Origin of the sequence: Paraprevotella clara YIT 11840, assembly GCF_000233955.1 — a bacterium.
GTDB classification, from domain to species: Bacteria; Bacteroidota; Bacteroidia; order Bacteroidales; family Bacteroidaceae; genus Paraprevotella; species Paraprevotella clara.
On the sequence record NZ_JH376616.1, the window covers coordinates 248156 to 261248 of the forward strand.

Here is a 13093-nt window from a genome sequence, read left to right on the forward strand (position 1 = left end):
ATAAATTAAAAGTTTTAAACTCATTCATTCGTTTCAGTCTCTTCGTCACGGGACTCTGAAACCGATGCATCAGAACTGCCTTCCGACTCATCCATCACCGGAGCCACACCGTCACTCAACATTTCCGTCTCTTCTTCTTCGTCCTCCGTCTGTACCTTGCATACGCTACTGATTTGGTCATTACGCTTCTCAAGATTAATCAAACGGACACCTTGTGTGGCACGTCCCATAATACGGACATCAGCCACTTTCAGACGTATCGTTATACCGCTCTTGTTAATAATCATCAGGTCGTTCTCGTCCGTCACGACTTTGATAGCCACCAACTTACCGGTTTTCTCCGTGATGTTCAGTGTCTTCACACCCTTCGCGCCCCGGTTTGTCACACGATAATCCTCTATATCAGAACGTTTGCCATAGCCTTGCTCGCTGACCACCATAATGGTTTCCGTCTGCGGGTCGTTCACACATACCATGCCTACCACTTCGTCGCTACCGTCCTCGTCGATGGTCATACCTCTCACACCAGTAGCCGTACGTCCCATGGCACGCACTTTGCTTTCATGGAAACGAATGGCACGACCGTTTCTGTTAGCGATGATGATTTCATTCTCGCCATTTGTCAGACGCACGCCGATGACACGGTCGTCTTCACGAATCGTAATGGCATTGACCCCATTGGTACGCGGACGGGAATACTCCTGCAAGCAGGTTTTCTTGATGATACCGTTCTTCGTGCAGAACACCACATAATGCGAACGGCAGAATTCCGCATCGTTCAGGTTCTTGATACGCAAGCAAACATTGATAGCATCATCCGGGTCGATATTCAACATATTCTGAATGGCACGTCCCTTAGAGTTCTTGGCACCTTCCGGTATCTCATATACTTTCATCCAAAAACAGCGACCCTTCTGCGTGAAGAAGAGCATCGTGTTGTGCATCGTAGCCGGATAGATGTATTCCACAAAGTCCGTATCGCGAGTGCTCGTTCCCTTGCTGCCCACGCCACCACGAGCCTGTGCCCGGAACTCGGCCAAAGGCGTACGCTTGATATATCCCATGTGACTGATGGTGATAACCATCTCGTCGTCAGCATAAAAATCTTCAGGATTGAATTCTTCGCTCGAATATACGATTTCCGAACGCCGTTCGTCGCCGAACTGCTCTTTAACCTCGATCAATTCGTCCTTGATTACTTTCATGCAAAGGTCTTCATCACTCAGTATCTGTTTGAAATATTCGATTTGTTTCAACAGTTCATCGTATTCGTTACGCAACTGCTCCTGCATCAGGTTCGTCAACTGACGCAGACGCATCTCTACGATGGCTTTGGCCTGTACCTCGTCCAGTTCGAAACGGTTCATCAAACCTTCGATGGCGGCCTGCGGATTCTGGGCACTGCGAATAATATGCACGACTTCGTCGATGTTATCACTCGCAATAATCAAACCTTGCAAAATATGGGCACGTTCTTCCGCCTTGCGCAAATCATACTGCGTCCGACGGATGACCACATCGTGACGATGGTTCACAAAGTTAGAGATGCAATCCTTCAGAGACAACAACTTGGGACGCCCCTTCACCAACGCTATGCAATTCACGCTGAAGCTGGTCTGCAACGGAGTCATCTTGAACAATTTGTTCAATACGACATTTGCGTTGGCGTCGCGTTTCACATCCACCACGATACGCATGCCTTCACGGTCGGATTCGTCATTGGCATTGCTGATGCCTTCAATCTTCTTGTCGTTTACCAAATCGGCAATCTGTTTAATCAGCTCCGCTTTGTTCACCCCGTAAGGAATCTCCGTAATGACAATCTTATCGTGATTCTCTCCCGGCTCTATCTCAGCACGGGCACGCATAATCACACGTCCGCGCCCCGTCTCGTAGGCATCGCGTACGCCTTGCATACCGTAAATAAAGCCACCGGTAGGAAAATCAGGAGCCTTGATATACTCCATCAGTCCGTCGATGTCAATATCCCGATTGTCTATATAAGCCACACAAGCATCAATGACTTCCCCTAAATTATGCGTGGGGATGTTAGTGGCCATTCCCACTGCGATACCACTGGCACCGTTTACCAGCAAGTTCGGTATTTTTGTCGGCATAACCGTAGGCTCCCTCAACGTATCGTCGAAGTTGTTCATCATGTCTACGGTTTCCTTTTCCAAGTCATCCATCATAGCTTCGCCCATCAACTGCAGGCGAGCCTCCGTATAACGCATGGCAGCAGCACTATCCCCATCGACGGAACCGAAGTTTCCCTGACCGTCCACCAGCGTATAACGCATGCTCCATTCTTGTGCCATACGCACTAATGCACCATAAACGGAAGAATCTCCATGCGGATGATACTTACCCAACACTTCTCCTACGATACGGGCACATTTTTTATATGGTTTGTCGTGCGTATTACCCAGTTCCCTCATTCCATAGAGAATGCGACGATGCACAGGTTTAAATCCGTCGCGCACATCAGGCAAAGCACGGGATACAATTACGGACATTGAATAGTCGATATACGATTTACGCATCTCGGTTTCAATGTTCACCTTTATTATTCTGTCTTGGTCTAACATTATTTATATCTGTTACTATTATAAATACCACTTGCCAAAAAGCACGTAAAATTACTACTTTTTGAGAGAATACGAAAGAAAACAGCCAAAAATTAATGGTTTACGAATCAAAAGGCAGCACGAATAATAGAATAGAACCATGCTTTTTTATAACTTTGCAGCTATTGGCCAACGCATACCGGCAGGCATACGAACCAAACACTAATATTGTACCAAATTCAAAACAACCCAAAATATGAAAGTCGGTTTATTTATCCCTTGCTACATCAATGCCATATACCCCCAGGTCGGAGTGGCGTCATATAAAATTTTAAGCCGGTTGGGAGTCGACGTAGATTACCCTTTAGACCAAACGTGTTGTGGGCAACCCATGGCCAATGCCGGATTCGAAAATGAGGCCTCACGGCTGGCCCGGCGTTTCGAAACCTTGTTCCAGTCATACGATTACATTGTAGGACCGTCGGCCAGTTGTGTGGCTTTCGTCAAACAAAACCATCCCGACATATTGGCACAAGAAGGACATCGGTGCGAGAGTGCGGAGAAAATATATGATTTGTGCGAGTTCATCCACGACGTCGTCAAGCCGGAACATTTGGACGCCCGCTTCCCTCACAAAGTCAGCCTGCACAACAGTTGCCACGGCGTAAGGGAACTTCACTTGTCCTCTCCCAGTGAACGCAATATTCCTTATTATAATAAATTACGGGATTTGCTACTCATGGTGAAAGACATCGAAGTATGCGAACCGTCCCACATAGATGAATGTTGCGGTTTCGGCGGAATGTTCGCAATCGAAGAACAGGCCGTATCCGTCTGTATGGCAAAAGACAAAATCAGGCACCACAGCGAAACCGGGGCCGAATATATTACCGGAGCCGACAGCTCCTGCCTGATGCACATGCAGGGAGTCATCGACCGTGAGAAACTTCCCATCCAAACGATTCATATTGTAGAAATATTAGCGTCACAGTTATGAGCACCTTACATTCCAAAGCTGCCGAAAAGTTCCTCCGGAACGGCGACATGGCGGCATGGCACAACGAAACCCTGTGGATGGTACGTGCCAAAAGAGACAAAATGAGCAAGGAGGTACCCGAATGGGAAGACCTTCGGGAAAAAGCATGCCAGTTGAAACTCTATTCCAACAGCCATTTGGAGGAACTGCTGATAGAATTTGAAAAGAACGCCACGGCAAACGGTGCCATCGTACATTGGGCTAAAGACGCAGAAGAATACCGACAGATCATCTATGGCCTGCTTAAAGAACATCAAGTGACCCGTTTCGTCAAAAGTAAATCCATGCTTTCGGAAGAATGCGAACTGGATCCGTTCTTGTTATCTAAAGGCATAGATGTAGTGGAAACCGATTTGGGTGAACGCATCCTGCAACTGATGCACCTTCCACCCAGCCATATCGTCATGCCGGCCATTCATATCAAGCGCGAACAAGTAGGCCTGCTGTTCGAAGAGAAGATGAATGCCGAAAAAGGCAACTACGACCCGACTTACCTGACGCATGTGGCTCGAAAAAACCTGCGAAATATTTTCTTGCATGCCGAAGCTGCCATGACAGGAGCGAATTTTGCTGTAGCCTCCACGGGAGACATCGTCGTGTGCACCAACGAGGGCAACGCCGATATGGGCACATCCTGCCCGAAACTGAACATCGCGGCCTTCGGTTTGGAAAAAATCGTACCGGACATGAAAGCTTTAGGCGTATTCACCCGTTTATTGGCACGTTCTGGAACAGGTCAACCTATCACGACCTACACGTCTCATTATCGTACGCCGCGCGAAGGAGGTGAATACCATATCATTATCGTAGACAACGGGCGAAGCCGCATCCTCTCTCACCCCGACCATATCCGGACGCTGAACTGCATCCGTTGCGGCGCCTGCATGAACACCTGTCCGGTTTACCGGCACAGCGGAGGCTATTCATATACTTATTTCATTCCGGGTCCCATCGGAATAAACTTGGGAATGGCTCACGACCCGTCGAAGTACTATGACAACTTGTCGGCCTGTTCCCTCTGCCTGTCTTGCTCCAATGTCTGCCCGGCCAAAGTAGATTTGGGAGAACAAATCTACCGTTGGAGACAAACGTTGAAGGACATCGGCAAAGCCAATACCGAGAAGCAATTCATGTCTGCCGGCATGAAATTTCTGATGGAGCGCCCCGTGCTGTTCAACGCCGCCCTCTGGGCTGCTCCTATGGTCAATGTCATGCCAGACGCAATCAAATATAACCGCCTGAACGAATGGGGAAAAGGCCGCGAACTGCCGAAATTCGCCGGGGAATCGTTCAACAGCATGTGGAAAAAAGGTAAAGTACAAAGAAAGGAGGATAAAAAATGAGCAGTAAAGACGAGATATTGACAGCCATCCGCCAAAACACCGTACAAAGGTACGAATATCCGGATTGGGAAATAAAAGCTACGGTTTACCCGGACAAAATAAGCCGTTTCTGCGAAATCAGCCAGTTTGTCGGAGGCAAGGCGGTCGTCCTACAGGAAGCGGAAGACATCAACGACATCATTCGCAGCCACTTTCCCGAGGCTCGCAAAATCGCTTCACAGATGGAAGAGATCACCTGTGCTACCATACGTCCCGACACATTGGCCGAGGCACAAGAACTGGACGGTACCGACGTGGCGGTCGTAGAAGGAGCGTTCGGCGTAGCGGAAAACGGTGCGGTCTGGATTCCTCAGAACGTAAAACACAAAGCACTCTATTTCATTGCTGAAGCCTTAGTCATTGTCCTCGACCGACATTCCCTGGTCCATAATATGCAAGAAGCCTACGAACTTCTCGCCGGGCAAACCTACCCTTTCGGCACTTTCATCTCCGGCCCTTCCAAAACAGCCGATATCGAACAGGCATTGGTCATGGGGGCACACGGGGCATGCACATGTTTGGTCATTTTAAAGTAATCCCAGAAATGGGGCAAGCGCATCAGCCACTTGCCCCTATTTTCATTCTCTCACGGAAGCCTATTTTTCAAAGGAATATTCAGCATTTGCGCCTTTCATATACCCACCATCACCTTTCCGCCACCCTGTATCGGTTTCCGTAATGCGTGTGCACTTTCTGCACCCCTGCGGCCACGAGGGCCTGGGCCAACTTGGGCAGCGTCACGCCTGCCATCGCTCCGGGTTCCAACCGCCGCAACCGTGCGAAAATTTCGGGCAGCGAAAGCGGGCGTACCTTCTCGTTTGGCTGAGCCGCACGATAGTAACGGCGTAATACCTCCCCAGCCGGGCAGATGCGGTAGAAAGCCGCGTTGTGCAGTCGCAGGGCATTCTCTTCCCCGTGGCTGAACCAGTACCGTTCCCCGTTTTCCAGTTCTGCTTTCAGTTGGGCGTAGACCTGCGCATGGTCGATGCCCGTGCTGTCGATAGGATGCTCCACGAGCACACAGATGAACCTACGGCTTCCCGAAGGGTCGGAAAGCAGTTCGCGCGAGTTGGACGTGCCGATGAAGGAGGCGATGCGCGGCAGGGCTTGGCTGTGCCGCCGGTACGCCTTGCGCAGGTTGAGGGCGGAGAGCTGCATGAGGTTTTTCAGGAGCGGGTGTTTCTTCTCGGGTATGCGGTCGAACTCGTCCAAGTTCAGCAGCCCCATCTCGGTGAGTTGCCGTTCCACTTTGTCGGGACGCACGAGGTCCACGCTGTCGGTGTAGTAGGCCTGCAACTCTGGTGGCAGCAGGGCGCGGCAGAAGGTGGACTTTCCGAGTCCTTGTTCGTCGCTGACGAGAAGGGGCGCGGTGCTGTGTGCGTGCAGCCCGTCGGAGAGTCCGGCCCATTGTGCGGCCAGTCCGAGCATCCACCGGTGGAAAGCCTGTACCCATAAGGGACTGTCCGACACACGGGTGGCCAGTCCGTGAAGTCGGTCGCGTCCGTCCCATGCCGGGAGGCGTTGGAAATACTGCCGGAAGGGATGGTATTCCCGCACGTAGGCGGAGTGCACCATGCGTGCCACGTCGCGGTCCCAACAGTCGATGCCGTGGCGGTGCGCTTCGAGGCAGATGGCGTTCAGGTCTCGTTCCGTGGCGGGCCGGAAGGTTCCGTTTCTCTTATCTGATTTGCTACGGAATTCCGTGACTTCTGTGAGCACGTTGAAGCGGAATTCGTATCGTTCGGCGAGGAAGCCGCCGAGGGCGGACTCGAGGTTGGCAGCTTTTGGGGATACTGCCTCACGGACAGCGGGTGCGGCCTCCGGTAAGGAAGTACGATGGGTATCCGACGTTTTGTCCGTACGACGTTTTTCATTCCACCGACAGACGGCGGCATGCGCGATTTTCTTGAAGTCCATAGGCTTTGTGTTTTCTGTTATGTTTTCCACCTGCAAATATACGACATGAAAAAGCCTTTGTCAAGCCCTTCACCGTAACGCGTTGAAAACCAATGCAACTGCAAATTCGTTAAAAACAATTTCATGCGGACAACCCGTTTTCCGGTGAAATCCCGGTGAAGGATTGTACGGTAGAAAGTTCACCTTAAAGCGTTGGTACAGAAGAGGTATGAAGGAAGCGAACCTTTTCGGGAGAAAAACTGTTTGTAGGAGGTAGAGTAAGATGAATCTTTCCCACGGCTATCCATGCTTTTTCCTGATTCGGTTTTCAGTATGAAAGGGGGCATAAGATGGAACCAGTACATCCAAAAATCGAACTCAGGAGATTGAAAAATCGTTTGCAGCAGAACGGAAAATCGTTTGGCGCAGATTATATCGCCATTTTTGTATGCCATAAGGCCTACATCTTTCATTATAATTTTCTTTTCATATTGTTCTTTATCATTGTTATAGCCTTACGTAATGTCATTCGTTTCTTTTGATATATGACCTCTATTTGTGTTCCCTTGTATACGAAAGGGACAGAATCAAATAGTGCCGGGCAAGTAGCAAAGCCCCATTTTATTATTATTTCCAACTTTTTAATATTAGTTTTGAAATAAGTCTAAATATTATTTTTCATTTGTACGAATCAAATTTTTGAAAAGCCTAATTAGTTCCGGCACATGGGAATCGAAAGTAAAATTCATTCTTTGTTTCATGACATTTTGTGCCAATAATGCCATTTTCTTTGTGTCATGTAAGTAAATGGATAATTCTTCTATGTTGTTATACAAAATTCCAATATTTTGTTCTTGTAATAAGTTTTGTGAAGCGACTTTGCAGAAAGGATTATTTCGTTGTATCATTGGAATTCCAGCGGCTGCAAATACTCCGATACGGCAGGGATAGTTGATGTCATCCCATGACAAGCGAAGCAAGTCATCCTCGTTGTCGCTGATAAAGTTATGCAACCAGCCTGCATCGTATTGTGAAAATTCTTCTACCCAATGATTGGCGGGGCAGTGTGCATGCACATGAAAATGACGAGGAGCTATCTCAAGACAGTATTGCGTCATTTCATTTTTTTGTTTGTGATAGCTTTCTGAATATAAATGTATATGAATATTGTTTTGTGCTAAATGTTTTAGTTCTTTGGTAGTTAATCCGATCATTCGTCCTACGACAACCGTATGGATAGCATTGTCTTGGGATGATAGCTTTCTAGAAAAGTTATTTGTGAAATATTCTTGTTTAGGTAATTCCAAATCTAGTATCATATAGGGTTTATCATTAGCCTGAAACTGTTCGAACCACAATTTTGTCATTTCATTGGTGAAAATGTTGGCTGCAGAATGGCAATATAACTCCATCAGATGTGCCCACTCTCCATATCTTATACAAATCTGTGGTCCTTCTTTTAAATGCCACACAAAAGGAATTTGTATTCCTGCATGTTGTAGTGCTGTTATGCTGTCATAAACAAATCGGATGGAAGTTGCACTGAAAACTGTATAAATAATATCTGGTCTGATGTCTTTTACCCGTTCAATCCAAAATTCGTCATTGGGTATGTCTTCGATATTTCCAAATGGAAAAGGACCGACAGATTCGTAAGCATATAACGGTTCAGGTTTCCAATATCCATATAACTTACATCCATGTATTTCCAAGGAGCAAATTCGTTCAGGGTTATAGGCCAACGAACCAATAATCAGAATTTTTAATTGTACTTTTTCTGTATATATATGTGGTATAGTTTTATAAAGTTCATGTTCGTTAATGATTTTATATTCCGACATGCGGATGCGTATGGGGGTTTTTACATGGTAATACCATTTGTATTTATATATACTTCCTCCAAAGTTTTCATTGCAAATTTTATGTCTTTGATATGGGTGGTTAGTCCAATTAGCAGTAATTTGGCAAGTAGGTACAAATAATCCTTGTCCAACAAGCTTGTTCCAAAACATGATGAATAGGTCTTCTGTAACCATTTCCTCTCTTTCCATCCATTTGTTTTTTGTTTTTCGATGTGCTGTTTGTACTAATTGAAGAGAGTATCCTTTTCTACAGCCTAAAGTTTTTGTATCGCTTCTTCTAAAAAACGAATCGGTATCATTATATTTCATACCAGAGAACGTCAATATGGTATTGCTTTCATATTCAAATATGTTCTTAAAGTTTTCCAAGTGGCAAGGATAGTAAAAATCGTCAGCAGGTAAATATGCGATATGAGAAAATCTTGCTTTTTCTAACCCTTTGTTTAGTGCATACCCCAATCCTTTGTTTTGCAAATAAGTTATATAAGTTATTCGTTTGTCCTCTAATTCAGTTTGTATTACATCATGACTACAGTCGGTTGAGCCATCGTTCACGATAATTAGCTCCCAATTTTTTAAGGTTTGTTTTTTCAAACTGAGTATGGCTCTTTTGACAAAATGTCCTTGATTATATATGGGCATAATGACAGAGAATCCGGTAAATGGATACTTGCCTTTATTTATATTTTCTATTTCAGGGAATAGAATTCGTGAAGTAAGGAACAGAGAATTCCATGCTGTTTGCAATATTTTGGGATAAAGTGATTCTGATGAGGAAATAGCCATATCCAAATAAGGAATAAAGAATTTGAAGAGCAAAGAAATTCCGTTCGTGCTAATTTTAGGACAGTCGTTGACTCCCTTGTTTTTAAGTATTTTTACGGTATTATCGAGTATTTCACATTCTTCTTTATAGATTGTGTGTTGGGTGTTTTCCGAATTTGACAATCTTATGGAATAATACCATACCAATCCCAAAAGTTGTCCTGCGGGCAGAACCTTTAAGTCTGTTTTTATCTTTTTATTAATGAATGCACATGCTTCGATTAATATGTCATTGGTATCGTTGTAGATGAATCCATTTTGTGCCAACCATTCAACACACCAACAGAATCCTGGCAGTCCGGAAACAAAATTCATATCATTTCTGAATAAAGATGCTTTTTTCCCCACTTTTTCAATGAGGGTTAAGGACATGTCCGCAAAGAGTTTTTTTTCAGATATTCTTGAGTATGCTGCGAGAAACAACGCACAACCTGTAATACCGTCCAATCCAAGTCTGTTGATTTTGTTGCTTCTTATTAATTTCATGATATTGGAAGCCGAGGTTTCAGACATCCTGATAATTTGTTTGTATTGGTCGCGGTTGATGATATTTACCGTATGATCATGGGAGTTGGGGATGTAGCCCCATTCGTAGATGTGGGTATCTAAATTGTATTTTTTGATATATTCAGACGCTTCTTGTGCATTTTTCGGATTGAAAGATTGAATAGGACGAGTATGTACCATGTGGATTTGGTCTATGATTGCCATATCCCGATGGTTTGAACCAATGAGTTTTGCCCAATGGTATTCTGTTCCCCATCCGCTTTCATTGGCGTTGAATGTATGTAATACCTTTTTCAACGCTTGTCGTGAAAAACAGGGAAGCATCATTTCCACGAAGTTAGTATAACGTAAAAGGCAATACTTGTCACGTAAAGTATGCGGATGGCTAAAATAAGATTCAGACAAAGAGGGCTGCGCTATTTCCAAATGATATTCTTTCATTAGTTCGAACAATCGGGCTATTTGGAAAGCATCAGTTTGAATATCATCGTCTGGGATAAAGAAATATTCATAGTGTTCCAAATACTCCGGATGATGCTGTAAATAATCAAATACCAATTTTAGTTTATATCCTTTGCTGTAACTGATAAAGTCGGCATCGTCATAAAAATTATTGAACGATTGGTCATATACAATCAAATGTAAGTCAAACAAGGCGGATTCTTTGCCTTTCGACCACTCTTTGTGTAAACTGTTAGAACCTACAGATGAGATTATGCAATATTTTTTTAGCTTGTATGCTGTGGACATATACTTCTCTTTTATGGGATGGTAAAGCATATCGGCCCTTTTTTCTTGAGGTTTTAACGGGAGGTGTGAAAAGGTGTTTTTATCGTAAAGTTTGTTGCGAAATCCTTTAATCACATAATAACCGTCCCCACCCATATCGGCTATACTACATCCCCGTAAAGACAGCAAGGTGGGGATTAATACTTCATGATGCCCGCTCCAACCATTTGAAAGTGCTTCGTGGATATATGAAAGTGCTCGGACAGACAATCTGTATACCGGATTGAAAGAATGTATCTTGTTGTTATTGTCGAGGCATTCGTTTCCTGTATGTAAGGTCTTCCACCAGGGCCATTCTGGCTCTTCCTGATAAATTTTCAGATATGCTGAAATAAGGTCAAAAGAATGTGTAGTGAATAAGTTGAAAAAAGAATCCCAATTACCATTAAAATACACGTCATCTTCAATGAGCCAATAGTAGTCATAGTTAGGGTATGATAGGTAAAACTTAAGCAAAGGGAAATGATTGCTGCCCGGCAATAATTGTTGTCCTATGGGGGTGTATCCCATATTATGCAAAATATCGGAAGTGAATGTATAATGTGGGACACTTTTAATTGTATCCGGGACTTCTTGTTCCTTTTGATGATACAAAAATATCGTATCATTTGCGTCATCTCTATTCATAATCGATAGCTTGTCGATTTTTTTTATGGTGCAAAAATCAGATTTTCCGCTCAAAAAGAGTATAACTTGCTTCATGTCCTTAATAAGATTAAAGTTAATGGATTTATTTAGTAAATAGGTAAAGTATAAGATAAATTTTCTTCTTTTTCAAAATCATACAACGTCAATGTACGTATCGTATAATAATAAGTCCAGTAATCGCTTAATGCCTGTTGGTAATTACGTTGTGCTTCTTGTTGGCGGTTCAAGGATAATGTTACGGAACTGACATCCTCTTTACCTAAAATGAAACGTGATTTATATATTTGGTAAGACGATAGTGCCATTTGGAATGCCTTTTGCGCTTTGTCGGTCAAAATTCTGTTTTGGTTAAATCGCAGGGTCGTTTGCAACACTTTTTCTTTCAGGTCTTCTATATTTTGGTTTACGGAAATCCTGATTTGTTCTAAATTGCTTTTGGCGGCATTCCTTTTGCTTTTTCCGGCTCCCCAATCCAAGATAGGAACCTTTATGCTCATACTGAAATAATCTTGCCTTGGCAGATGGGAATAGGCTTCGTGAAATTTTCCGGCAGCTTTGTTGAATCCGATACCAACCGAAAAAGAGGCATCAACCCCAGTTGTTTTCCTTATTCGTTCCAAGTCTTGTTCCGATTCTCTAACCTGCATGTGGGCTTCCAATACGTTGGGATTATTCGTTTGCATGAGGCTGACTGCTTTCTGGGGAGAAATCGAAGAAATTTTAGGAAGCGGCGGAATTTCCAACTCAATGTCCATTGGCTTATCAATTTGCAGAAATAGCAGAAAGGAAGAAAGAGCCTCTTCCTTTTGGTGCGCTATTTGGACGGAAGCATTCTCTGCATTGATAAGGTCTACTTGCAAAGCCAATAGGTCCGCTTTTGATATGGCTGACATTTTATACCGTTCTTTTCCGGCAGAATACAGGGAATCGCAAGAATGCAGCGTTTCCGAAGCCATCCTATGCTCTTCTTGCAGCAATGCCAAGTCGAAAAAACGGTTGACGGTTTCAAGGATTGTGGATTCCATGGCATAGATGTATTTTTGACGGGCTATTTGGTATTTTAGAGGCTCTATCTTCTTGCTCCACTTTAACGGATTATAACCGAACAGCGATTGTGAATAACCGAGGCTTACTGGAACGGTTGAGTATTGCTCGTTGTTGTCTGTTCCTATATTCCTGATATAGTCCAATCCGGAAGAAAGGGTGAGAGTGCCTCCCGTAAAAGGGATGGATTGGGATACAGACAAGCCCAATGACGTGGCCCAATAACGCTGTGGACGGTAGATATCTATATTTTGGGTGTAGTCGTAACGTTTGATGAACGTACGGCTATATTCTATGGGAGTGGTTTGCAATACAGCTTGGGGTTTAAGGCCGGCTTGGTAAGCTTTATACAACCAATAGGAAGATAAAAAGGCATGTTTATGCTTGAGAACTTCCGGTGACTGTCTTATAGCTATTTCTATGCACTGGTCCAATCTCATGTTCAAAACTTGCCCCAAGGCTTGCTTGGGAAAAAGCGTGATACCCAAAAGGAGAATGAATTTATGTATTTTATTATACGTTTTTTCCATGATGATT

At 44.4% G+C, this 13093-nt stretch carries 7 protein-coding genes; 3 read left to right on the plus strand and 4 right to left on the minus strand.

Annotation, left to right across the window (positions count from 1 at the left end; all coding sequences use genetic code 11):
* Positions 1-20 precede the first annotated feature (20 nt).
* Positions 21-2588 (minus strand): DNA gyrase subunit A, encoded by a 2568-nt coding sequence (gene gyrA, locus HMPREF9441_RS12630; RefSeq protein ID WP_008621787.1) that lies wholly within the window; start codon positions 2586-2588, stop codon positions 21-23.
* A 235-nt stretch (positions 2589-2823) separates the two neighbouring features.
* Here gyrA and HMPREF9441_RS12635 point away from each other — a divergent pair, with 235 nt between their 5' ends.
* The 3 genes from HMPREF9441_RS12635 to HMPREF9441_RS12645 are packed head-to-tail and all read left to right on the plus strand — an operon-like array spanning position 2824 to position 5521.
* The gene (locus HMPREF9441_RS12635) at positions 2824-3564 is read left to right on the plus strand and encodes a (Fe-S)-binding protein (protein ID WP_008621789.1); all 741 of its coding nucleotides are present in this window, start codon (positions 2824-2826) and stop codon (positions 3562-3564) included.
* Positions 3561-4946, plus strand: coding sequence for a lactate utilization protein B (locus HMPREF9441_RS12640; RefSeq protein ID WP_008621790.1), 1386 nt, complete (start codon positions 3561-3563; stop codon positions 4944-4946). Before HMPREF9441_RS12635 ends, HMPREF9441_RS12640 begins: the two co-directional genes overlap by 4 nt.
* Entirely contained in the window at positions 4943-5521 is a 579-nt protein-coding gene (locus tag HMPREF9441_RS12645) for a LutC/YkgG family protein (protein WP_008621791.1), read from the plus strand. Before HMPREF9441_RS12640 ends, HMPREF9441_RS12645 begins: the two co-directional genes overlap by 4 nt.
* Positions 5522-5630: 109 nt before the next feature.
* On the opposite strand, the gene HMPREF9441_RS12650 is transcribed toward HMPREF9441_RS12645, so the two are convergent.
* The 3 genes from HMPREF9441_RS12650 to HMPREF9441_RS12665 all read right to left on the minus strand — a co-directional run bounded on the left by HMPREF9441_RS12650 (position 5631) and on the right by HMPREF9441_RS12665 (position 13086).
* A complete protein-coding gene (locus HMPREF9441_RS12650) occupies positions 5631-6902 on the minus strand; it encodes a VapE domain-containing protein (RefSeq protein ID WP_008621792.1) in 1272 nt (423 codons plus the stop codon).
* 650 nt (positions 6903-7552) lie between these two features.
* Entirely contained in the window at positions 7553-11566 is a 4014-nt protein-coding gene (locus HMPREF9441_RS12660) for a DUF707 domain-containing protein (RefSeq protein WP_008621796.1), read from the minus strand.
* Positions 11567-11598: 32 nt separating this feature from the next.
* Positions 11599-13086 (minus strand): TolC family protein, encoded by a 1488-nt coding sequence (locus HMPREF9441_RS12665; RefSeq protein WP_244949766.1) that lies wholly within the window; start codon positions 13084-13086, stop codon positions 11599-11601.
* Positions 13087-13093 lie beyond the last annotated feature (7 nt).